Source organism: Collinsella sp. AM33-4BH (assembly GCF_003469205.1).
Classification (GTDB): domain Bacteria; phylum Actinomycetota; class Coriobacteriia; order Coriobacteriales; family Coriobacteriaceae; genus Collinsella.
This window is the reverse complement of the sequence record NZ_QSIN01000001.1, coordinates 216,357-240,952: the sequence shown is the minus strand read 5'-3', so window position 1 is coordinate 240,952 and position 24,596 is coordinate 216,357. Positions and strand designations below refer to the sequence as shown.

Here is a 24,596-nt window from a genome sequence, read left to right as displayed (position 1 = left end):
TAGGTATTACCGGATACCTCCACAGGTTTTGGCAATAATGCCGGACCTGCCCGATTCTGCGGACGATCCGCGCAGGGAGCACCTATGTGAGCATCCGCTCGTCACGCATTTCCTGGGCACCCCGTTACACGTGTTGGCGCAGGGCAGCTGCGGACGTAAGGGCGATCGCATTGTCAGGCATGTTTGGAACGGGGAGAGGCCGTTTGATTCCGTGCGGCAGACGGAGTTTGGCTTCGATGTTGCGTCCCCACTCTTTACCCTGCTGACCCTGGCTTCCTCGGTCTCAAACGAGCGTCTAATCATGTGCATGTATGAGATGTGCGGCACCTTTGCCGTGTGCAAGATTGCGCCTCAGGTAAAGTCGGCACTTGAGCAGGCATATGGGAGCCGATGGAGTGACGCACGGTCGGGCTGGGAAAACGTAAAGGATGTCTCGGGGAATCCAACGGACTTGTGGAAACGACCTCCCTTGATCGAGCTCTCTGAGCTTACAGAGTTCGTCGATAAGGTCCGGGGGCTCCGCGGCGCTAAATCGTTCATACGAGCCGCGAAATGCATTACGGGGGTGGCAGCATCGCCGCTCGAGGTCCAGGCTTCGATGCTGTTTGGTCTTACGAGGTTGCGCGGCGGCGAAGGGCTGCGCCTTACCAATAACGTTGAGATTCGTATGACGCGCAGCGCCCGTCTGATTTCGGGGCTTGATAGGCGCTATGCCGATATCCTGCTGGCAAATAAGGACGGCAGCCGAGAGTGTCTGGTTGAATGCCAGGGTAAAGCCATTCACGGATCCATTGAATCCAAGATTTCGGACTCCGATCGAACGACGGCCTTGCAAGCCATGGGATATCCCGTCGTTCTGATGACCTATGGTCAGCTGGCCGACTTCGATGCCTTCCGCGTGGTGATGGAGCTCATCATGTCCTATCTCGATGTGCCGCTGAAAGACAAGACGCCGCGACAGCAGGAGCTCGAACGGCGGCTTCGTGAGGAGATTTTTATCGATTGGGCGGGAATGTAGTCGCGCGGTGGGTAAACGGTAGCGCGAGCTAGAGTTCTGGTCGCAAAAAGGCTTCAATTTTGCCTTGGAGGGACCCTAAAAATGCTATCTAGAATAAGTTGTTTCGGAAAATAGACAGTCAACTTACATTCGGCACATAGAGACCGATTTTTACCTACTAAAGTCCCTGATAAAGCTGTTTATCAAAGCGGGTGTGCTTAGCGACTGGAGCCTCACTATCGATTATCTGAAAAAACTTGTTCTGGGTATCATTTTAAAGTCGTCCGGAGCAACAAAATCGCCCCCCCGTTTCGTGAATACGGGGGGGCGAATGGGCTTCGTGGTCTGTCTGGCAGGCTTGGCACCGGCGCTATTTAATCACGCGCACGCGATACATCGACGGAATCTGCTTGAGCGCCTCGATCGTGCTGCCGTCCAGGTGCTCATCGGTGTCGAACATGGTGTAGGCGTTCTCGCCAGCGGACTCGTTGGTCATGCGCTGCACATTGGCGTTGTCCTTGGCGAGAATGGCCGTGATCTGGCCGATCATGTTGGGCACGTTGGCATGCAGGCAGGCAATACGGCTTGCGGCGCGCGCCTTGCCCATGCTGCAGGCGGGGTAGTTGACGCTGTGCGCGATGTTGCCGTTTTCCAGGTAATCCTTGAGCTCGCTGATGGCCATGTCGGCGCAGTTGGCCTCGGCCTCGCCGGTGCCGGCGCCCGAATGCGTGGTGATAAACGTATTGGGCATCTTGACGGTCTTAGGCGTGGCAAAGTCGCAGCTAAACCAGCTGAGCTTGCCCTCGCGCAGGGCGGCGTCGACGGCGTCTTCGTCAATGATGGTCTCGCGCGCGTAGTTGATGAGCACGGCGTCGGGCGCTAGCAGGTTAATCTGCTCGGTGCTGATCATACCGATGGTGTCGGCCTTGCTGGGCACGTGCACGGTGAGGTAGTCGCAGCCGCGGCACAGATCCTCGAGCGTGCCCACGCGCTGCACCTCGCGGCTCAGCACCCACGCGTGCTCGACGGAAATGAACGGGTCGTAGCCGTAGACGTCCATGCCCAGATCGACACAGGCGTTGGCGACCTTGGAGCCCACGTTGCCCAGGCCGATGACGCCAATGCGCTTGCCCTTGAGCTCGCGACCCACAAAGGCCTTCTTGGCCTTCTCGGCGTCGACTTGGATATCGGGGTCGTCGGCGTTGTCGCGCACCCAGTTCATCGACTGCACCACGCCGCGGCTCGAAAGCACCAGCATGCCCAGGACGAGCTCCTTGACGGCGTTGCTGTTGGCGCCGGGGGAGTTAAAGACAACGACGCCCTTCTTGGCGTACTCCTCGACGGGAATGTTGTTGACGCCGGCGCCGCAGCGGGCGATGGCGCGAATGCCCTCGGGCAGCTCGTAGCCGTGCAGGTCGGTCGAGCGCATCAGGATGGCGTCGGCCTCCTCGGCGGTGCTTACAAACTCGTAGCCCTCGCCAAACTCGACTTTGCCGTCTTTAGTGATGTCGTCGATGGTCTTAATCTTACGCATGGAAAAACTCCTTAGCAGGTTTTGATCTAAGCAGGGTGGTTTGAAGTGGCTGGTCGGCCCGCGCGTTGCGGGCTAGTTAGATCGCGGGCTCAAACTATGCTGCGCTTCGAAGTCTTTCATGTACGAGGCCAGTGCCCGCACGTCTTCCATGGTTACGGCGTTGTAGACGCTGGCGCGCATGCCGCCCACCAGGCGATGGCCCTTGACGTTTTGAATCTGGTGCTCGGCCGCGCCTGCGACAAAGGCGGCGTCGAGGTCGGCATCGCCGGTACGGAAGGTGACGTTGGCGATGGAGCGGCTGTCGGCCTGTGTGGTGCCATGGAACAGCACGCTGTGCTCGAGCAGGTTATAGAGCAGGTTGGCCTTGGCCCAGTTGCGTTCGGCCATGGCGGCAAGTCCACCGGTCTGCTCAACCCAACGGAACACCTTGCCGCACACGTAGATACCAAAGGTGTTGGGCGTGTTGAGCATGGAGCCCTTGGCGGCCTGGGTCTTAAGGTCCATGTACTGCGGCGTCTGCGCAAAGGCTGGACCGTCGGCGATCAGGTCGTCGCGCACGATAACCACGGTGACGCCCGCGGCGCCGGCGTTTTTCTGAGCGCCGGCGTAGATGAGTCCGTAGCGCTCGACGTCGAGCGGCTGCGACAAAAAGCAGCTCGAGACATCGGCGACCAGCGGTACGTCGCCGAAGTTAGGCAGCTCGTGGTACATGGTGCCAAAGATGGTGTTGTTCTGGCAGATGTAGACGTAGTCGAGCCCGCCGCCCGCGGCCTCGGCGGCAATGCGCGCGTTGATGTCGGCCATGGCGGGAATGCGGTCGAAATTGGCGTCCTCGGAGCTCGCGAGCAGCACGGCCTCGCCGTACTTGGCGGCTTCCTTGTACGCCTTGTTGGCGAAGTTGCCGGTCACGACGTAGCCGGCGCGGCCGCGGCGCATGAGGTTCATCGGGATGCCCGCAAACTGCAGCGTGGCGCCGCCCTGCAAAAACAGAACACGGTAGTTATCGGGGATGCTCAGCAGGCGGCGCAGGGTTGCCTCGGCGTCGTCGATGATCTGCTGGTACATGCTAGATCGATGGCTCATCTCGAGCACGGACATGCCGCAACTGCGGTAGTCCATCATCTCGTCGGCGATCTCGGCGAGCACGCTTGTAGGCAGTGCGGCCGGGCCAGCTGAGAAGTTGTGCACACGTGCCATCTTCTAGTTCCCCTCGTAGTCGTTTGAACGTTCGGGATACTTTAGCACAGTGCAGCGCCGGGTGCGACCGCATCACGGTAAAACTCGAGTGCGCCGCTATGATTTACAGGATGGTTACATGGGGGAGGGTTGCCTCGAGGCTCACATACGATCCGCCTCGGCCTTCATTCTATGTTGAGTGTAGCGGAGGGCGGGGACAGATTCACAAGCGCGGTTGTCTGGCAAGTGTGATTTGGGGCAACCTCGTCAAAGCTTCTGAGCTGCGAAAATAACCGTTAACCGGATTTAATTTTGTTGCTCAACATTTGACACTCTGGGCGTGGTAACTTTTTTACCAACAGGTATGATTATTGTCATGTGCGCCGCGCCTGCCTGCCGGGCCGCGGCGCATTCGTGACAGCCTCTGACACCCTTGGAGCGTGCACTGTGGATGTAACCGCAAAAAGCGTTCGGGGGGGGGGGGGCTCACCCGCGAGCAATTCCTCCCGCATGAGATGCGCATCGTCGCTGGCCTGCGTACGCAGGGCGTAAGCGACGAGCAGGTCATTGTACGCGTAAAGAGCGAAAACCTCTTTCAATATCCCACGGAGCGCATGGTCGCCAACCGCGCAACCGTGTGCCTTCGCCGCCTCGACGCCATGGTGCCCACGGACGCCGCATGCGCCGCGCGCGGCATCGACCCCAAAACCGCCGTCGAGGCTGCGTTATCCCTAACCGGCCTCATGGCATCCGGTACTCCCACGCAGGCGGACCAGGCCATCTTTTACAGCATGATCTGCCGCTACGATATCGTGCGCGAGTTCGTGCTCGTCGAGGTGGGGGAGCGCCTGCAAAACTTCGACTATGCCTTCACGGCGGCTGACCTCAACGCCTTTATGACGCGCTTTACCACGGAGTATCCGGACGCGGCCCGCTGGACCGAGGCCACGGTCAAGCGCATTAAGGGCTCGATTCGCCAGACGCTCCGCCATGCCGGCCTTATCGGCGAGGGTATGGGCCCGGAGTCTGAGCGCCTGTCACCACTCTTCCTCGATTCCGATGTCGAGCGAGCCTTGGTTCAGCTGGGTGAGCAGCCGCTTATCGCGGCCCTTACCGGTAGGGAGGTGATGTAGCGTGGTTCCCGCCAACAGCGCCGTCGACCCCGCAATCACCCCGGCGACGGACATCACCACCAATATCGGCATCCATTCCCGCCAGAGCGTCGTGGCGGCGCATGCCCGCTCCGAGCGAGCCCGCCAGGAATTTGAGCGCCGCGCTCAACTCCTGCGCGAGTGCCTGTGCAGCGAGGACTTTTTGGCCAACAGGGGCATAGGCAATGAGATCGGCTTCCACACCTTTTGTTATGACCCCGCGCTGGAGTTTGAGGCGCGTGCATTATTTGACGCCCTTTCACGCGATGCCGAGGCCGACAAGCTTCCGTGCACGCTCAAGGTCGTGAACCTCTACGACGCCGTGCTGGCAATCCTTAAAGATCTTGATGTCCTTGAGCCTATGCAAGAGCAAGAAGGTGATTTTGGATTAGAAACTGTGTTCGATGATGTGGTGGATTATTGCCAGCCGGATGCTGTCTCCGACCTGATTTTGGATTTGACTCAACCTCGCGAGTCGGGCGATGTGATTTTGCTTGTAGGGGTTGGCGAAGTCTATCCCTTTTTGCGAGTTCACAACCTGTTTGATTCTATGCAGTCTGACTTCCATGATGTGCCGGTTATCGCGGCTTATCCCGGTAGCTTTAATGGCTCGTCTGTCACCTTGTTTAACAGGCTTGCAGCAGAGAACTATTACCGCGCGATCGATATCTCATAAGTCGACCTCGACCCCTGCGTTGTTGGCTGTCGTTCTCCAAATTTAAGGAGCTTAAAATGGATAAAACAATTGTCCGTAATCTCTTTTCGAAAGATATCAACCGTTCCATTAACGGGGTTGTTGTCGTTGACGATAAGAAAGACGAGTCAATCAGGCAAGAGCTTAGCGAGTACGTGGTGACACGTGAGCTGCAGGGGCATTTTGCTACTCTTTTCAATGCTTATAGCGCTTCTTTAGATTCACCGACCAATAAGATGGGCGTGTGGGTCAGCGGTTTCTACGGATCCGGTAAATCGCATTTCCTTAAAATTGCGAGCTATTTGCTTGGGAACCTCAACGTTGATGGCAAGCGCGCTATTTCCTATTTTGACGGCAAGATTGCCGATCCCATGGTGTTTGCTTCAATGGAGCGCGCCTGTTCCATTCCTACGCAGACTCTTCTCTTTAATATCGACAGCAAGGCGGGCTCATGGAAGGGTGATAAGTCATCCGTTGCTGTTCTTTATGGATTTGAGCGTGTGTTTTACGAGGCCCGAGGTTTTTACGGCATTAAACCTAAGCTCGCTCAGCTTGAGGAGTACATTGACGAAATTGGCAAGACTCAAGAGTTTCGCGATGAATTCGAGCGTTTAACGGGCAAATCATGGGTCGATAATCGTAAAACCTACAGGTATAACAAATCTTTTCGCGGGCTTCTTAAAGATACTTTGGGCATGAGCGACGATGAAATCAAAGCTTGGATTACTAGCCCTGATGACGAGCTTCTTCAACCCGATGAGTTCGCCCAAAAGGTTAAAGAATACGTTGATGCTCAAGCAGCCGCCAATGGTGGCGATTTTCGCCTTGTTTTCATGGTTGATGAGGTTGGACAGTTTATTGCTAACGACAACGGCTCGGATCGCTTGCTAAGTCTTCAGACGGTGGTCGAGGAGTTGGGATCGGTTTGCGGCGGCCGCGTTTGGGTAATGGTTTCGAGTCAAGAGGACATTTACAATCTCGGTCTTCCGGGCGGGATTGATACGGGCAAGTTCTCCAAGATTTTAGGTCGTTTCGACACCCGCCTTTCGCTCTCCAGCTCCAGCGTGGACGAGGTCATCCAGCGCCGTGTGCTCGAGAAGACCGCGCCGGCGGCCGATATGCTTGCACAGGTCTACGAGCAAGACGCCGCCGTGCTCAAAAACAACTTTACCTTTGAGGGTGGCTCGCGCTCCGACCTTGCCGGCTACGCTAACTCCAAGGATTTTGTGGCAAGCTACCCGTTTGTGGGCTACCAGTTTAAGCTCCTGCCCGACGTGATGACCGAGGTACGCAAGCACGGTGTCAAGGCCAAGCACATGTCCACGGGCGAGCGCTCCATGCTGAGCGCCTTCCAGGAGAGCGCTCAGACCATCCAACTTGAGCAGACCGGTGCGCTCGTGCCGTTCTGGCGCTTCTTCGACACCATCTCCAAAGATCTTGAGCATGGCATTATCCAGGTGGTCGACCGCGCGATCCGTGCGGCCGAGGACGCAAAGGGCCTTGAGCCCTATGACGTGCGGGTGCTCAAGCTCCTGTACCTGATTCGTTACATCGGCTACGTCAAGGCCACGGTCGAGAACATCTCCATTCTTATGATCGACGGCCTCGATGTGGATAAGCGTGTCCTCAAGGACCGCGTCAAGGAGTCCCTTGCCCGCCTGGAGCGCGAGAACTACGTGGCGCGCCAGGGCGATACCTATAGCTTCCTCACCGACGAGGAGCAGGAGATTACGCAGGAAATCGCGCGCACCCCGATTGACAACGCGCAAGTGATCGAGTCCATCAAGAAGCGCCTGTTCGACAGCATCTACAACGCGCGCAAGCTCAACCGCGGGGCCAACGACTTCCCGTTTGACCGCTATGTGGACGGCTCAATCCACGGTGGCAGCATGGGCGGCATGGAGCTTTACGTGGCGACTATGGCGAGCGACCTGGGCCGTGCGGACGATACCGAGCTGGCCTTGGCTTCTTCGGGCAAAGCCGTCGTGGCCCTGAGCGATGAGGCGGATTACTGGGAGACGCTCGTCAACGCCGCCAAGATCCGCAAGTACGCCAAGACACGCAACCTTCAGGAGCTCCGGCCGAGTACGCGCCAGATCGTTGAGTCCAAGATGCGCGAGGCGGCCCATAGCGAGAAAGAGGCCGACGCCCTTCTGACCGAGGCCGTGCTCCATGCGCGTTGCGCCGTCAACGGCCGCATGGTCGAGGTGCGTGCAGCCAAGCCTGCCCAGGTCTTTGAGCAGGTGCTGGCACAGCTGTGCGATGTGGTCTTTGAAAAGGCCGACTACATCGGTGCGCCGGTCACGAGTGATTCCGATATCCGCTCCACGCTGGCGGGCAACGTCCAGACGGGGCTCGATGGCATGGATGCGGGCAACACGCGTGCGCTCAAAGAGGTCGAGGACTTCCTCAAAGTGCAGCATCAGCGCCATCTGGATACCACTATGGGCGATATCCAGCGCCAGTACCAGCAAAGGCCCTTTGGCTGGCGCGAGGTCGACATCGCCAATGTGGTGGCGCAACTTGTGGGGGAGCAGCGCGCGCAGGTGCTGTTTGGCGGCCAGACGGTCCAAGCTAACGACAGCCGCATGGTGGCACTCCTGCGCAAGGATGCCGATAAGGCCCAAGTGCGCCTTCGCGTGCGCATGAGCGACCGTTTGCTGCGCGCCACGGGCGAGCTTATGCGCGACCTATTTGACCTCAAGACCGTACCCTCCAACGAGGATAAGCTTGTGGCCGAGCTCAAGGAGCATCTTGAGGGGTTGCGCGAGACGTGCCTTGCTATGGCGCGCGACTACTACACGGGCATCAAACCGGCCTACCCGTATCCCGGCGAGGCTGAGTGCGAGAAGATGCGCTCGGAGGTGGCCGACGTCCTTAAGGATCAGAACGAGGCCGAGGCGTTCTTGACCACGTTCACCAAGCACGAGGACCGCCTGTTCGACGCCAAGGAAGACTATGACAGGGTGGCTGAGTTTTTCGATTCCAACCAGCGCGCAACGTTTGATCACGCCAAGGAATTCTTGAGTCGCACGGAGGGCATTGAGTATGCCTCCGACGACATTCCCGGCGCGGTGGAGAATGTGGCAAAGGTGTGCGAGATCCTCAAAGATCCCAAGCCCTACAGCCGCATTAAAGACCTGCAACCGCTGATGGCCCCCGTCGAGGAATACATTAAAAAGCTCCTGGGCATGCGCCGCAACGAGTTCTTGCATCGCATCGAGAACGACCTGCAGGACCTGCAGAAGCAGGCCGAGAGCCAAGATGGTTTTGTCAAGCAGGCCAAGGATGCCATAGCAGACGCCGGCACCAAGTATGAGTCGTTCAAGAACCGCACCCACGGCGTCCAGAGCCTCAACGAGCTTAACGCCCTCGCGGCAAACTGGGAAAGCTGGACCATCACGGCGGCCAACAAGATATACGACGCCGTGGACGCCGCACGCGAGCGTATGGAAAACGAGCGCCGTTCCACCGAGGTCACCAGCACGGGTGAAGTGGTCAAAAAGATCACCAACAAGGGCACCGCTACGCCAAGTCACGGTTCCGTTCCCGTGCCCGTGCCCAAGCCCCAGCGCAAGGTCAAGACCGTGCGTCGCGCCGACCTGGCCAAGCCGAGCCGCCTCACAACCGCAGAGGACGTGGATCGCTACGTGGACGACCTGCGCGCCCGCCTTATGCAGGCGCTTGCATCAAACGACGAGATCCGCATTAACTAACCCGCTCAGCCGCCGGCGCCCAAGCATGCGCCGGTGGCTTATGGCGTTTTGAAAGGTACGGGAACCATGAACGATTCCGCTCTCAAGAACTTCTGCACGTGGGCCCGCGTGGAACTTATTAACGGCGTGGAGGCGCAGATGGTGCGCTACGGCATCACTGAGCCTACGCTCGCGCCCGCTGGGTCCGAGACCGTCAACGGCCAGCCTCTGAGTCCGCTCGAAGTTGAGCAGCGCGACGAGCTGCTGCGCCTACAGGCCGCAGAGGGGCACGACGCCCTGCGCGACCGTGCGGCCTACACCTGGTTCAACCGCATCGTGGCCATTCGCTTCATGGACGCACGCGGATGGCTTCCCGGCCGTATGCGCATGCTGAGCCGCGCGGACGGCAGCCATGGCAGCGAGGCCGTGGAGAACGCACTGGACGTGGAGATGGCGACGGCCGATACCGATCGCATAGCCGAGCTCAAGATGGCGGGCTTGGATGAACCGCTGTGGCGCTATCTTTTTGTGGCTCAGTGCGAGGAACTTGCCGATTGCCTGCCAGGCGTCTTTGAACGCGTGGGCGGTGCCATGGAGCTGCTGTTGCCCCAGGGCCTCATGATGGCCGACGGCGTAGTGGGCAAGCTCAACGCCGTTATCACTGACGAGCGCTGGCGCGAGGGCGTGACCGTTCTGGGCTGGATGTATCAGTACTACAACGCTGACGTAAAAGACGAGTTCTTCAAGTCAAAGCGCAAGGCAGCGGCGGCGGACATCGCGCCCGCCACGCAGCTCTTCACCCCTGAGTGGATTGTGCGCTATATGGTCGAGAACTCGCTCGGCCGTCTGTGGATGCTCAATAACCCGGGGAGTTCGCTGCGCGAGTGCATGGATTATTACATCGAGCCCGATGCTGAGCACGAGGACTTCATACGCATCTCGAGCCCCGAGGAGATAACTCTCTGTGACCCCGCATGCGGCTCGGGCCATATCCTGGTCTATGCGTTCGAATTGCTCTTCCATATGTACGAGGAGCGCGGCTATCGTGAGCGCGAAATTCCCGAGCTTATTCTTACTAAAAACCTTGCGGGCATGGAAATCGATCCCCGCGCGGCGCAGATCGCGGAGCTGGCGCTTGCCATGTGCGCCCGCGAGCACGATCGTCGCTTCTTTAGGCGTGGCGTTGGCGCCGACGTTACCGTGCTCTCGAGCATTCCGCTGGGGGAGGACGAGCTGCCGGGTAACAAGAAGCTCGCCGAGGAGTTGAGTCATTTGGGCGAGATTGGCTCGCTGCTCAATCCTTCAGAGGCCGAGATTGACGAGCTCAAAGCTGCCGCCGCGAGCTGTTCCGACGACCTTTTTGCCTCTGCGACCAAAACTAAGCTCGAAGGCGCCGCCGCCATCTGCGAGAAGCTGTCCCGTCGTTTTACCTGCACCGTGGCTAATCCTCCGTATATGGGCAGCAGCAGCTTTAACCCCTTCATGAGCAAATGGGTCAAGAAGAACTACTCTGACGTGAAGAACGACCTGTTCTCTTCGTTCATCGTGCGCATTATGGACTTTGCCAACGAGCACGGCGAAGTTGGAATGATGACTCCGTTCGTTTGGATGTTCATCGGTAGCTACGAGAAGCTTCGAAATAGGCTTATCGATGACAAGACCCTAACCACGCTCATTCAGCTCGAGTATTCTGGCTTTGCAGGGGCAACCGTGCCTATCTGCACATTTACCTATCACAATTCGCATATCGATGGCTATAAGGGCGGATACGTTCGTCTTGCCGATTTTACTGGTCCCACGGTTCAGGCTCCCAAGGCGCTGGAGGCCATCCAAAACCCCGACTGCGGCTGGTTCTACCGCCGCGACGCCGAAACCTTCAAGAAGATCCCCGGCACTCCCATAGCCTACTGGCTTGGACAAGGGGCGCGTCTTTCGTTCAAGGAAGGAACGCCATTGTCTGTGATCAGCTCACTAGCGCAGGGGCTAAAGTGCGGCGATACCGATCTTTTCGTTCGATGCTGGTTCGAGTGTTCGAATCGGGACGTCCTAGGCGTTACGGGAGATCCATCTCGAGCGAAGTGGCACTTTATGCTTGATGGGGGCGACTACAGAAAGTGGTCAGGAAATCAGATAGATGTTGTTAATTGGCTGGATGATGGGCATGAGATTAAGACTAATAGGGACAAAAATGGAAAAGCAAAAGCCCGTGTCCAAAATGAACGTTTTTACCATAAAAACGGCGTGTTAACCTGGTCAGCGCTTACAAGTGGTCCGATTAGTGTTCGAAATTGTTCGGACAATTCTATTTGTGGCGGAGCGGGCTATTACATTGTTCCGGTTAAGCAGGAAGACAGGCTATTCATTCTTGGCCTGCTTAATAGCTCTACAGCGCAATATATTAAGCTGGCGTTGAGCCAGACTTTTAATAATGAAGTTGGAGACCTTAAACGCATCCCTGTCCACGGGATAGATTCTTCTAATGAGGAAGTTTTGAAATTGGTTCAGGAATCACTCCATGCATCCGAACTTGACTGGGACTCGTTTGAAACCTCCTGGGATTTCAAACGCAACCCCTTGGTTTAGGTGAGATTCATGTTCGAAACAGTATCAGCAAATAAGGTTGTGTTTGTTGAATCTAATCCTGCATGGGTTAAATGCGGTCTATCTCAGAAGTCACTGGGCCCTGTGCTTGCCCCGCTTCTTAGGTTCTTCGTTGTCGAAACCCCAGCTCCGGGGCTGTCTAGCAGAAGCATCCCGGTATCTGAATACGGGTGGGATACTCCCTGGAGAAAACCCCAATATTTGAATAAAAAACTTAAGGCAGCAAGCTCAAACAAATCTTTATATTGATCCGCTGCAACCATTGGCGATATGGAACAGGCTTTGCGGAGCGCTGATTTGTTTGATTGCGGTGACATTGTGTCAAAGCCCTTTGAGTCTGCGGTCTTTTATGACGCTAAAAGTAATCAAACGCTCAGCTTGTTTTATCACTTAAGAAATGGATTTGCTCACGGTAGATTCTGCGCGTTTAAGGCAAAAGGCGATATATGGTTCGCAATCGAAGATGTTGCAGGTAAACGAGGGAACGATCCGGCGACTGATGTTAGAAGACTTACGGCAAGAATTCTGATTAAGAATTCGACATTATGTAAATGGATGAAGTTGATAAAGGCTGGGCCTAGTATCTGCTGATGGGCTTCAGCCCGCGTTGGGTGATGGACTGGCTATGAGTAACGAGTTGAGAAATGACATTGAGCGTGTCTTCTGCGCGCCTGACGCAGCTTGCAATATTTAACTTGCGATTTCGTTGAAACCCTGGCGCGTTTCCTACAAATGCTCGATGCAGCGAGCGAATTTTCCAGAGTCGATGGGTAATGCCGAGATGACCTTACATCCCTTCGCTTCTAGCTTATTTCCCTCCTTGACGAATCATCAACAATGAAAGGACGGCCCACCATGGCCACTTTACTTCAAGATAAATACGAGGCCCGCAAGGCCGAGGTTAATGCTCGCTTTGAGCGGCTTCGCGCTAATGAGGAAGAGCTCAACCGAATCTTTGCCAAGATCTACAACATGGAGGGCGAGGTGCCCATCGAGGTTGAGGATAAGTACGTCTCGGTGGCGCGCATCTTCGATACCGCCGATGAGATTCCCGAGAGCTATAAGGGCAACAAGTACGTGCGCACCAAGCGCGACGAGATCACCTCGCTCATAAGCTATGCCGTGGGCTGCATGTTTGGCCGCTATTCGCTGGATGTGGACGGGCTGGTCCTGGCCGATCAGGGCGCCACGGTCGACGACTATCTGGCTAAGATGCCCGATCCCGCGCACGTGACCTTTATGCCCGATAGCGACAACGCGCTGCCCATTACCGATGACGAGTACTTTGACGATGACATCGTGCGCTACTTTATCGACTTTGTGCGCACCGTGTACGGCGAGGAGACGCTTGAGCAGAACCTGGCCTTTATTGCCGAGGCACTCGGCGGCAAGGGTACCTCGCGCGAGGTGATTCGTGCCTATTTCCTAAAGGATTTCTTTAAGGACCACTGTCAGACCTATAAGAAGCGCCCCATCTACTGGCTGTTCGACAGTGGCAAGAAGAATGGCTTCAAGTGCCTTGTTTACATGCATCGCTATCAGCCCGACCTGTTGGCTCGCATCCGCACCGACTATGTGCATGAGCAGCAGGAGCGCTACCGTGCCCAGATCGGCTATGCCAACGATGCCCTTGCCAGTGCCGAGCGCGGCGAGCGCGTGCGTTTGGATAAGCGCGTCAAAAAGCTCAACGACCAGCTCAAAGAGACCATTGTCTATGAAGAGAAACTGCACCACTTGGCAGACCAGATGATCAAGATCGACCTGGATGACGGCGTCAAGGTCAACTACGCCAAGTTTCAGGATGTGCTGGCAAAGATTAAGTAACTGCAAATACGGTAAGGATATTCATGCCCAAGATCGATGTAGAAGAACAGCTCAAGCTGCGTTTTTTGCAGCCGTTGCCCGCATGTATGCTGCGCCGTGTGGTGATTTGGCACGATGCGGACGGCGAGTTTGCTCCTGAGTTTGAGCGATTGGCTGCCGAGGGTTTCGACGGCGCGGGGGCCGATGACGGCGTTATGCCCGCTCACGGTGACTTTGAGCGCCCAGTGCGCTTTGTTGAGGCCTGCGAGGGCCACATGTTTGCCGTTAAGAAGCTCATCAACCGCGATGACCTTGCGAGCGATATCTTGCTGTATCGCCGTTGCCCGCGCGGCAGGCTTGAGGGTGATTGGCTTGCCGATGTTGAGCTGTATGCAGATCAGTTCCAGGCTGACTATCTTTCGCTTTTGGCCGATCAGCTGGGCATCGAGAATATCGACGCCGTGCGCGAGAGCCTGCGCGAGCACAAGACGTTCTTTGATGCCAAGACCCGTTGCGCTAAGTTTGCCGCGTGTGTTCCGCATGCCTCGGGCGCATCCGATATCGAACTCGGCACCCTTACGGTGATTTTTGGCGGTAAAGAGCTTGGCGACGCGCGCCCCGCGTTTGTGCTGCGCGGCTGTATGACCACGCTGCTGCACGAGGGCCCCGAAGCGCTGGCCGAGTTGGTGGACAAGTACTGCGTGCGCGATGTCCTCTCTGCCTTCATTGTACGTTGCTATGGGTTTGAGGGGCCGCTGTATGAGCGTGATTCGCTGCTTGCGCTGGCATCCCATATGCTCATCACGGCGTCATCCACCGCGCTTCCCGAGGGAGCGCTCAAGGGACTCGAAAGCTATGTGGCTCCCGCCTACGGACCCTATTGCCTTGAGGCAGTGCGTACGTGGGACCAGACTGCTGATGCTCAGGCGTCGAGCGAGGATTTATTTGAGATCTGCCGTTTGGTGGAGGATGCTCGCGGGCTCTTTGCGCGGTTTGAGGCTCTGCCGATCGATGTGCTAGCCTCGCTTGATGTGTTCCCGTGCGTCAATGAGGCCGTGCTCTCGCAGCTGTTCAGCTCGTTTGCTCAGGGTGCGGACCGTGTTGAGGACGCGCGCACTTTTGCGTCGCGTCGCTGCGACCTGAGCTGGTACCGCCGTGTCAAGAGCTACTTTGACCTGCTTGTCGCTGTGGCCGATATGTGTGCGTTTAGGCAGGCGCATGCGGGCGGGTTCCATCTGGCGCAGCCCCAGCAGGTGTGGGATGCCTACACGTCCGATTGGTATGCCATGGACGCTGCCTATCGCCATGTGTGCACCGCGTATCTGCGGGCGCGTTCCGTCGAGTGCGATGTGCTCGAGGAGCCTGCCCGAGCTGTGGTGGACTGGGCGGAGAATCTTTACAGTAACTGGTTCTTGGCCGATGCCAATGCCTGCTGGACATCGGCTGCGCAAGGGGAGTGGGCCGATTGCGGCTACATCGAGGGTCCCGAACGGCAGGATGAGTTCTACTGGCACGTGCTGCCCACCTTTGTGGGCTCTGCCAAAACGACGATCGTCATCGTGAGCGATGCGCTGCGCTATGAGGTTGGCCGCGATGTTGCGACGCTGCTCGAGCGCGAGCGCGGCGGCAACGTCAAGGTCTCTAGCATGCAGGCGGTCTTTCCCTCCATTACCGAGGTGGGTATGCCCGCGCTGATGCCGCACCAAGCGCTTAAACTTGCAGCGGATGGCTCGTTTGTGCTGGCTGACGGCATGCCCACTGCGACGACTCCGCAGCGCGAGGCCGTGCTTACCCACGTTGAGCCCACGGCCCGCGCTTTGCGCTCGAGCACATACCTCAACATGGCAGGAACCGAGCGCAAGGCGCTGCTCAAAGACTCCAAGCTCGTTTATCTCTACCACAACAAGATCGATGCCACGGGCGAGAAGGCCGCTACGCAGGATGACGTTTTCGATGCCTGCGCGGATACCGTGGAGGAACTTGCCGCGTTGGCGCGGCGCGTGTGCACCGACGCCCCGGGCGCGCGTGTTGTTATAACGGCGGATCACGGCTTTATCTACACACGTCGGGAGCTCAACGAGTGCCAGATGCTCGGCAAGCCAGACCTTCCCTTCCTTGACGCTCCCGTCATGCACGGCAAGCGTCATCTTGTGGTGCCCAACGAGGCCGTGGCTAGGCTTTCGGACGAGGCACGCGGGGTGTTTGTTAATGTTGACATGGGACGTTTGGGTGCCGGCTTTGAGGGGTTTGCCCCGCGCGAGAACGTGCACTTTAAGCGTCCCGGCGGCACTAACAACTACGTACACGGCGGCATGAGCCTGCAGGAGCTTTGCGTGCCCGTTATCGGATTTTGGCGTGCGCGCTCGGGTTCCAAGGACTTTGTCGATACGCGCGCGGCGACGCTGCGCGTACTGAGTGAGGGGCGTCGAGTGACCAACTCGCTCTTCTCGGTCAACTTGATCCAGGAAGAACCCGCCCAAGGCAAGGTCTTGCCGTGCGAGTACGAGCTGGTGTTTACCGATGCAAGCGGCAACGAGGTGAGCGATACGGTTAAGGCGCATGCCAACAAGACTTCTGTTAACTCGCAGGAGCGCGTTGTGCATGCCAAGTTTGCGTTGCGTGCGGCGGATGGATTCTCGGCCAAGGGTCCGTACTATCTGGTCTGCCGTGAGCGCGAGACGGGCAAGATCGTTTGGCGCGAGACGTACACCATCGCTGTTTCGTTTGCCCCTGTTGCTGACTTTGGTTTTTAGGAGTGTGCCCTATGTTTGATAGTCACGACGACGATCTGTGGGAAGTTCCCTCGATTGATGTGAATGTGCCGGTGGAGGCTGTGCCCGCGGTGGAGGCTGTGCCTGTCCCAGAGGCCGTGGCTGCTGCGCCCGTCGAGGCTGTGGCGCCTGCCGAGGACGAGCCCTCGACCGATGACTATGTCCAGGCCGTGGCCGAGGCTCCCGAGGACGACGGTTACGACATGGATGGACTGGACGGCAAGCTGCTCGAGCACTTTGGTGGCAAAATCGTGCGCAAGGACCTCACGGCCCTTATGAAGCGTGGTGCCAACGTGCCCACCTTTGTGCTGGAGTACCTGCTGGGCATGTACTGCTCAACCGATGACGAGGACGCCGTGGCGGAGGGCCTGGAGCGCATCCGCAAGATCCTCACCGATAACTACGTGCGTCCCGACGAGTCCGAGCGCATCAAGTCCAAGATTCGCGAGCTGGGTCGCTTTACCATTATCGATAAGGTGACGGCCAAGCTCGACGAATACAAAGACATCTACGTGGCGTCGTTTGCCAATCTGACTATTGAGCCGTTTGTGATGCCGGCCGAGTACGTGCGTGACTATTCCAAGATTCTCCAGGGTGGTATTTGGTGCATTATGAGCATCGAGTACCGTCATCCCATGGAAGAGGAAGACGAGTTTGGCATGGAGGTCTTTGGCGACGATGCGCCGCGCCGCTCCAAGGCCAAGCGCAAAAAGCGCGGGCCCGAGGACTCTCCGTTTAGCGTGGCGTCGCTCACGCCTATCCAGATGCCCAACCTGGACCTGGAGGCCATGATCGACGAGCGCCAGTATTTCTCGCGCGACGAGTGGCTCAACATGCTGCTGCGCTCTGCCGGCTATGAGCCCAGCGAGCTTTCGGAGAAGGAGCGCCTGCACTTAATCGAGCGTATGGTGCCGCTGATCGAGCGCAACTACAACCTGTGCGAGCTTGGCCCCCGTGGCACCGGCAAGAGCCATATCTACAAAGAGGTTTCGCCCTACGCCATCTTGCTTTCGGGCGGGCAGACCACCACGGCCAACCTGTTCGGCCGTATGAACTCCATGCGCGCCGATCGCGTGGGCCTGGTGGGCCATTGGGATTGCGTGACGTTTGACGAGGTCGCCGGCATGCGCTTTAAGGACACCAACGCCGTGCAGATCATGAAGGACTATATGGCGAGTGGCAGCTATGCGCGTGGCCGCGACCAGATCAATGCCGATGCCTCCATGGTCTTTGAGGGCAACATCAACGACACCGTGCAAAACGTTCTTAAGACCACGCACCTGTTTGACCCGTTCCCGCCGGAGTTTAACAACGATTCGGCCTTCTTCGACCGTATCCACTATTACCTGCCGGGCTGGGAGATTCCCAAGATGCGCTCGAGCCTGCTGACCGGGCATTACGGCTTGATCACCGACTGCCTGTCGGAGTTTTGCAAGGAGATGCGCCGCAAGGACTTTACGCATCATATCGACCGTTATTTCCGCTTTAACAGCGACTTTAACAAGCGTGACGAGATTGCCGTGCGCAAGTCCTTTAGCGGCCTCGCCAAGCTGCTGTTCCCCGACGAGGCTATGGACAAGGACGACGTTCGTTGGCTGCTGGACTACGCCATCGAGGGCCGTCGCCGCGTAAAGGAGCAGCTCAAGATTATGGCGGGCGTCGAGTTTATCGACGTCAACCTGGGCTATATGGATGCCGACAACCCGCAGGACGTGCATGTGGTACGCGTGCCCGAGCAGAGCGAGGACACGCTGATTCCCGACGGGCCGCTGCTGTCCGGTCACGTGTTTGGCGTGGGCAGGTCGCAGGGCGGCGAGGTTGCCGTGTACAAGCTGGAGAACAAGGCCGTTGCCGGCGAGTGCAAGTTTAAGCACGAGGGCGTGGCCTTTAACAAGCCGGTGCGCGATACGCTGGAGGCCGCGTTCGACAACTTTGTGAACCTGGCGAACCGTGTGGCGCCGGGCATGCACATTGGCTCCAAGGATTATCTACTGTTCTATAACGACCTGCAGAGCAAGGGCCTGTCCGAGGAAGTTTCGCTTGCCGAGTTTGTGGGCCTGTGCTCCGCGGCGTGCAACCGCCCAGTGATGCCTGCGCTGGCGGTTCCGGGAATCTTGCGCATGTCGGGCTCTATGGATGAGATCCGCGGGCTCGAGGACATCATGCGCGTGGCCAAAAACGCCGGCGCCAAGCGCGTGATATTGCCGCTGAGCGCCATCGCGGGCCTGCAGAGCGTGTCGTCCGAGATTATCTCGGGACTGAGCCCGGTGTTCTACATGGATGGCGACCCGGTCGACGCCGCGAAGAAGGCGCTGGATCTGTAGGGGTGCGGGCGTGCGGGCTTGCGTACGCGTGGGCCCGCGAGCGTGTTGGCGTGTTCGGGTAAGGAGGCCTGCCATGGCAGACGAGCGTTCTGTTGGTGAGCTGCTCGACGAGCTGTTTGGCTTTGAGTCGGTGGCCAAGCGGCAGACGGCGCTTGAGCAGTACGATCGCGGGGAGTTGGTGCGCAATGCGCGCTCCCGCGAGCTGCTGGGCGTGCTTAGGGGCGTCGAGGCTGCCGAGCACGCTGCGCGCGAGTCTGCCGTGCGGGCTGTTGACGGGTATGTTCGCCGTGTTGAGGGCGCTGCGCTTGCACGCGCTCGTAAGCAGGCAGGTGTTGTGGGCCCGCTGCAGATGGAGCGCCGCTATGCTGCCTTTTTGCGCATGGAGGACAAGGCCGAGCTGTTGACCCGTCTGGAGCAGACACTTGCGTTTATCGAGGTAAAGCTGCGCGCCAATACGGCGGACAGGGTTCGTGCGGCATACGATGCCGCGGAGGCTTTGGTGTTGCGGGGCGTGGCGCGCCTGAGTGACGTGCGCGTTGTGGATGCCGTGCCCCTGGATGCCGATCTGCTATGCACGCAGTTGGAGCAACTGCGTTGCGCCGCCGACGCAACGGACCTTGCCGGCATGATTACGGCGACGTTTGAGTCCGAGCTGAGCGCGACCGGACCGCAGGGTGTTGACGAGCTTGCTGGTGGTGTTGCCGGCGACGTAGCACTGAAGCGCGAGCTGACTAACGTGCGCGGCGCTGCGCAGCGAGCGCGCTTGGCAGCCCAAGCGTACCGGGCCGAACGCGCTGCCCGCGTTGCAGGGAGCACGGTGGAGCCGGTATCTTTGCCGGGGCTTGTTTGCATTACGTGCGAGACGGGGTGCGATGCCGGGGAGCTTGCCGAGTTGCTCGCTCAGGTTAAGAAGTCGTTTGAGACCTATAGGCGCGTTGTTGCCGACGGTGGGTTGTTCCGTGCCTTTGGCGCTGGTTCGCTGCACGGGATTTGCCGCGGCAGTAGTTATTTCGACTACGATGATCGGTTTGACGAAGACGTGTTGGTGGGTGAGTACGATGGTGTTACCAGGCATAATGTTCGGCGCGAGGTTGCGATTCCCGAGCTTGTGGACGAGGCTTCGGCCGACGGCGGCGACTCTCTCGAAGTTGCCGTGGCGCGCATGCGCGAGTTTAACGGACGGCGCTATGATGGAGTGCTGGACGAGGATCCTGCGCGCCATGTGAATGCGTTTTGGTATGGACTCAAAAAGCTCAGCCAGTATTGCGAGGCCGCTGTGCGTGTGGATGAGCGCGCTTGGGATTGCTTTATCGATAAGGTTCAGTTTGCCTATGACGAGCCCGCGGGGCGCTTGGCCACGCAGATGGACGACAAACAGGCTGCGGCTTTCGTTGCAGCCGTGAATGTGCTCGGCGCTGCTGAGTAGGGGCCTGATCCGGTAGGGGGTTTCACCATGAAGATCGATGTTGATGTTGACCAGCTGCGCGAGAGTTTACTCGACCGTGCGGGGAGTGCAGCCGGCGTGGGCTTTCCAGTCGCTATGCTCGACGTAATGGATATCGAGGACGAGTCGCCCCAAGAGCTCCTAGCCCGAGCCGAACGCGAAGGCCTCGACCTCCGCGATTTTGCCGTTGACGATGACTAGGAATGTGACAAGGGTAGCTAATTTGGGACGGGCGTCTGCACCCACAGCTGCTCAAAATGCACGATAAGCCGTCGCAATGGAGTCTAATGAGTTCGCGACAGTTCTATTTTGACTGCACGCTGGCTAAGTGAGTAGGCTTTATTGCAAATCCTGAGCACACGACAAATTCGCTTCAACAAACCCGCAGGTCACAGAGTTGTGCTTTGGTGACGTGGTCGGCGATTCGGCAAAAGTCTACTCACTTAGTTTTGCGAGACGCAAATTGCCCGCAATGTAGCTAATTTGGGACGGGGGTCTTTTAGCTACCTGTACCTCCCCTAGAGGCTAGGTAGGAATTGCGGCAACGTTACGCATAAAAAATGCCGGGGGGATCCCCCGGCCCTTGACTGCCCTCCATAAAGGAACGCAATCCATTTATACCATGGTTGCGATAAGAACGGCTGGCTCACTCGATTCTCTTTTTCCTCAGCTTCTTGACGAAGTTCTTTTTGAATGGGGCAATCGAGCCGAAGAATTCCGTGTCTGTTTTGGTCGCTGTCCCATTCTGGAATTTAAGGAGCGTGAGCTCAATTCCGCAAATATAGTCGGCGACCTGGGAGAGTCGGTATGTCTTGGGCGAAGCGTCGCGATATACCGTGGCCTTTTGGGAAATGGCCTTCTCGATAGCACCATGAAGTGCTCGCGTTACAACGCTTTGGCCTCCGTCGTAGTAGATCTTAACGTGGTCAAAGCTCTGTATATACGCCAAGTGATCTCTGAGAAATATTGTTACGTCGCGCTCGATCTTTGCGGAGAGCTTTTGCGGTTCGTAAAGGCCCTGTTTCTTATCGTAGATGAAGGGCTGATAGGTGATGGGGGAGCGGTCTACAAACTGGCGGAATAGGCTGAGCTGTTTCTTTCTGTTGCGAATGTTGACCCATTGATAATCATCGTGACCAGTGAGAAGAGGCCCAAAATGAAATGGCATAATATCGAGCTCGCAGTCTTTAACGTTGCGCTCGTATGCGGCGATATTTGCATTTAGCTCTATTGCCTGCTCATGAAAAACAAGGGTAACGATGTAGTAGCGAGATACGGGACCCGCGTCACCAGATTCGTCGATAAAGATCGACAGTTCCGTCATGAGGTGACCTCCAATTACGCAAAAAAAATGCCGGGGGGAAGCCCCCGGCTCTTGGAGGTCCCTCTATTCGAGGGTACCAACCCTTTTATACCACGAGACGAGGAGTCTATTCAAGTAGAAATTATAATAAGCAAACACATGTTCGTCAATCTACCTGCGGGTATAGGAATACAAGGAGGGGCTGGGGTAGCTGTGCCTCTGGCCCCTATGACGCCAGCGTGGCGATGACGGCTTCGTCGCCGGCGTATATTAGGGTGTTGCCATCGGGGATGATCGTTTGGCCTTCGCGCTTGAGCATCACCACGATAAACGGGTGCTTGCCCTGCGGCACGTCGCGCAGGCGCTGACCGGCCAGGCGACCGTGGAGCGTCACGGTGACCTCGCGCAGCGTAACCTCGGCACGCTCTTCGAACGTTGGGGCTGCCATCACCAGAAGGTCGCCTTCCTCGATGACGGTATCGCCGTTGGGCAGTACCGGGTGCGCCCCGTCGCGCAGCACCAAGACCACGAGCATGTCCGTCGCGCTGCCAATATCGGCGAGCGAGCGCCCGGCAAACGGATGGCCAGCGCCCACCTTGAGCTTTACAAACGACATGCCGTCCTCGTCGCGGTAGTCGTTAAAGGTGCGGCGCACGTCGCCGGCCGCATCGATCATATCGAGTTTCTTCGCCACCGCCGGCAGTAGCGAACCCTGCACCACAATGCTCGATACGGCAATCACAAACACCAGGTCAAATAGGTCGTGTCCGCCGGGAACGCCGGCCACCACAGCAAAGAGGCTAAAGACGACCGAAGCCGCGCCGCGCAAGCCCGCCCAGCTTACGAGCGCAACCTGGCGAGGGCTCGTCTTAAAGGGCGCCAGCAGCAGACCGACGGCGATGGGGCGGCTCGCAAAGAGCATAAACGCCATGAGCGCAAGGCCGGGTAGCAGCATTTGCGGCAGGCGCGCGGGCGTGACGAGCAGGCCGAGCAAGAAGAAGATCGTCATCTCGGCCATCTCGGTAAGGGTGTCAAAGAAGTGCGCCATCTCGACCTTGCCGGTGATGTCGCTCGCGCCCAGCACAATGCCTGCCAGGTATACGGCCAAAAAGCCGTTGCCGCCCAGGTAGCTCGGCAGTGCGTAGGCGACGATCGCCACGGCGAACAAAAAGATAGTCTGCGCGCCCTCGGCCGTTGCGTGTGCGCGCTCAATCAGGCGGCTGGATATCCAGCCGATGGCAAGGCCCAGCCCCACGCCCAGGATGATCTGCTTGGCCAGCAGCACGGGAATGTCGATGTTGCCACCCGCCGCGAGGGTGGCGAGTACCGCGGTGAGCATGTAGGCGACGGGGTCGTTGGAGCCCGATTCGACCTCGAGCAGCGAGTCGGTGCCGCCCTTTAGCGACAGGTTGTGCTCGCGCAGCACGCTAAAGACGCTCGCCGCGTCGGTCGACGCCACGACCGAGCCCAGCAGCAGGCCGCCGATCCAGTCGAAGCCCAGCACAAAGTGGGCGAACACGCCGGTGATGCCTGCGGTGATGACGACGCCGAGCGTGCTCAGCAGCACCGCCGGCGCGGCGACGGGCTTGGCGCGGTCTATGTTGGTGTTAAAGCCGCCGTAGAACATGATGAACAATAGCGCCGTGCTGCAGACGGTTTCGGTGAGTGCGTAGTCGCTAAAGTCGATATGCGCCGGGCCGTTGACGCCCAACAGCATGCCGAGCGCGATAAAGATAAGCAGGGTGGGGAAGGGGAGCTTTTTGCCGATGGGTTTGATGGTCAGGCACAAAATGATGACGAGGCCGATAAAAAGAAGGATCTGGTTCATGGATGGTGTCCGCTCCTGGGTGGTTGGCGTGGCACGGTTAGTTGTCTGCGGTTATTTGTACCCAAAGATGGTGGGTTTATGGGGTTGGATTGCGGGCGTGCGCGATATCGTCATAGACGGCTGCCGTCTTTGCCTCTGCTCGGAAACCCTTTCCAGCTTTATTGCAACGGAGTACAATGGGTAACGTTTAAGTTCAACTTGAAGTTTTAGTTGCGGCGCCGGGCTTTGGCCGCAATGCAAGGAGAGGCGTACCATGGCGATCTATGTGACATCTGATGCTCACGGGCACGTGCGTGCGCTTGACGAGGCCCTGTCTAAGATTTCGCTGGCGTCCGACGACACGCTGTACGTGCTGGGCGACATGATCGATCGCGGGCCCGATCCGGTCGGCGTTATTAAGCTCGTGCGCTCGCTGCCCAACGCCCTCGTGCTCAAGGGCAATCACGAGCAGATCATGCTCGATGCCATCATTGGCCAGGATCCGCTCGATGCCGAGACCTGGGATATCAACGGTGGCTGGACGACGCGCGAGCAGCTCAACGACATGGAATTTGACGCATACGAGGAGCTCGTGCGATGGATGGCCGCGCTGCCGCTCTACGCGGTGGCCGAGACCGAGGAGCGCCCGTATCTGCTGGTACATGCTGGAATCGAGATGAAGGCGGCGCGCGCGTTTTTGCTTGAGCATGGCGTCGATTGTGCCGATGGCGTTGGAGCGGTGGGTGCCGATCGCGAGCTGCTGCAGCAGATGCTCGCGGTGCAGTCGGCCGATGACCTGCTGTGGATTCGTCACGGCTATTGGGATGCGCCGACCGGGCTGCTTTCTGCCGGGGGCAAGGGTCCGGTCGTGGTGAGCGGTCACACGCCAACGGTGTCGCTCGGGCGTTATTGCGAGGTCGGTGGTCTTGCGGGGCTCGATGAGGAGTCGGGCCGCGGACAGATCGTGCGCCTGGGCGGCGAGGATGCCGCCGGTGTGCCCGATCGCATCGACATCGACTGCGCTGCCGCCACCGGCTCCGAGTTCGGTCGCGTGGGCATCCTGCGGCTCGATGATGGGGCGGAGTTCTACGCGAATATTCGCCCCGGGGAATAACTTTGTTCCGCCGTTCTACCGAACGGCGGCCACGTTGATGCTGCGCAGCCCCGAAGCACCCCATCTTGTCGCTCAAACCGTCGTTCGCGTACGGAAGTACGCGTCGCTCCTCTTTCGCGCCAACCTGGGGCACTTTGAGACTGCTCGCTGTCGGTGCCAAAACATCGACGTTTCTTTTCTTC

At 58.2% G+C, this 24,596-nt stretch carries 15 protein-coding genes; 11 read left to right on the top strand and 4 right to left on the bottom strand.

Going from position 1 to position 24,596, the window contains the following annotated elements; genetic code table 11:
- Nucleotides 1-469 precede the first annotated feature (469 nt).
- Complete coding sequence (locus DW821_RS10105; protein WP_147487015.1) at nt 470-1,018, top strand: hypothetical protein; 549 nt, start codon at nt 470-472, stop codon at nt 1,016-1,018.
- A gap of 349 nt (nt 1,019-1,367) precedes the next feature.
- Here the strand turns inward: DW821_RS10105 and DW821_RS01065 are convergent, their stop codons facing one another.
- Complete coding sequence (locus DW821_RS01065; RefSeq protein WP_117637785.1) at nt 1,368-2,531, bottom strand: phosphoglycerate dehydrogenase; 1,164 nt, start codon at nt 2,529-2,531, stop codon at nt 1,368-1,370.
- 72 nt (nt 2,532-2,603) lie between these two features.
- Nucleotides 2,604-3,728, bottom strand: coding sequence for a 3-phosphoserine/phosphohydroxythreonine transaminase (serC, locus tag DW821_RS01060; protein WP_117637786.1), 1,125 nt, complete (start codon nt 3,726-3,728; stop codon nt 2,604-2,606).
- 419 nt (nt 3,729-4,147) lie between these two features.
- On the opposite strand from serC, the gene DW821_RS01055 reads away from it, so the two are divergent.
- The 9 genes from DW821_RS01055 to DW821_RS01015 all read left to right on the top strand — a co-directional run bounded on the left by DW821_RS01055 (nt 4,148) and on the right by DW821_RS01015 (nt 20,391).
- Nucleotides 4,148-4,840 (top strand): DUF1819 family protein, encoded by a 693-nt coding sequence (locus DW821_RS01055; RefSeq protein WP_255415089.1) that lies wholly within the window; start codon nt 4,148-4,150, stop codon nt 4,838-4,840.
- Nucleotide 4,841: 1 nt separating this feature from the next.
- Nucleotides 4,842-5,534, top strand: coding sequence for a DUF1788 domain-containing protein (locus tag DW821_RS01050; protein WP_117637788.1), 693 nt, complete (start codon nt 4,842-4,844; stop codon nt 5,532-5,534).
- Nucleotides 5,535-5,590: 56 nt separating this feature from the next.
- The gene (brxC, locus tag DW821_RS01045; RefSeq protein ID WP_117637789.1) at nt 5,591-9,268 is read left to right on the top strand and encodes a BREX system P-loop protein BrxC; all 3,678 of its coding nucleotides are present in this window, start codon (nt 5,591-5,593) and stop codon (nt 9,266-9,268) included.
- A gap of 66 nt (nt 9,269-9,334) precedes the next feature.
- Nucleotides 9,335-11,830, top strand: a complete 2,496-nt coding sequence (gene pglX / locus DW821_RS01040; RefSeq protein ID WP_118065071.1) for a BREX-1 system adenine-specific DNA-methyltransferase PglX — start codon at nt 9,335-9,337, stop codon at nt 11,828-11,830.
- A gap of 873 nt (nt 11,831-12,703) precedes the next feature.
- On the top strand, nt 12,704-13,672 hold the full coding sequence (locus tag DW821_RS01035; RefSeq protein WP_117637791.1) for a hypothetical protein: 969 nt from the start codon (nt 12,704-12,706) through the stop codon (nt 13,670-13,672).
- Between the two features lie 23 nt (nt 13,673-13,695).
- Nucleotides 13,696-16,404: a BREX-1 system phosphatase PglZ type A gene (pglZ, locus tag DW821_RS01030; RefSeq protein ID WP_118065069.1), complete on the top strand. Its 2,709-nt coding sequence runs from the start codon at nt 13,696-13,698 to the stop codon at nt 16,402-16,404.
- 11 nt (nt 16,405-16,415) lie between these two features.
- Nucleotides 16,416-18,746 (top strand): protease Lon-related BREX system protein BrxL, encoded by a 2,331-nt coding sequence (gene brxL, locus DW821_RS01025; protein ID WP_199584236.1) that lies wholly within the window; start codon nt 16,416-16,418, stop codon nt 18,744-18,746.
- Nucleotides 18,747-18,819: 73 nt separating this feature from the next.
- Nucleotides 18,820-20,172, top strand: a complete 1,353-nt coding sequence (locus DW821_RS01020) for a hypothetical protein (protein WP_117637793.1) — start codon at nt 18,820-18,822, stop codon at nt 20,170-20,172.
- Between the two features lie 27 nt (nt 20,173-20,199).
- Nucleotides 20,200-20,391, top strand: a complete 192-nt coding sequence (locus tag DW821_RS01015) for a hypothetical protein (RefSeq protein ID WP_117637794.1) — start codon at nt 20,200-20,202, stop codon at nt 20,389-20,391.
- Nucleotides 20,392-20,836: 445 nt separating this feature from the next.
- Here the strand turns inward: DW821_RS01015 and DW821_RS01010 are convergent, their stop codons facing one another.
- Nucleotides 20,837-21,514, bottom strand: coding sequence for a DUF3800 domain-containing protein (locus DW821_RS01010; protein WP_117637795.1), 678 nt, complete (start codon nt 21,512-21,514; stop codon nt 20,837-20,839).
- Between the two features lie 205 nt (nt 21,515-21,719).
- A complete protein-coding gene (locus DW821_RS01005; protein WP_118065067.1) occupies nt 21,720-23,321 on the bottom strand; it encodes a potassium/proton antiporter in 1,602 nt (533 codons plus the stop codon).
- A 253-nt stretch (nt 23,322-23,574) separates the two neighbouring features.
- On the opposite strand from DW821_RS01005, the gene DW821_RS00995 reads away from it, so the two are divergent.
- The gene (locus DW821_RS00995) at nt 23,575-24,414 is read left to right on the top strand and encodes a metallophosphoesterase (RefSeq protein WP_117637797.1); all 840 of its coding nucleotides are present in this window, start codon (nt 23,575-23,577) and stop codon (nt 24,412-24,414) included.
- Nucleotides 24,415-24,596: the final 182 nt, after the last annotated feature.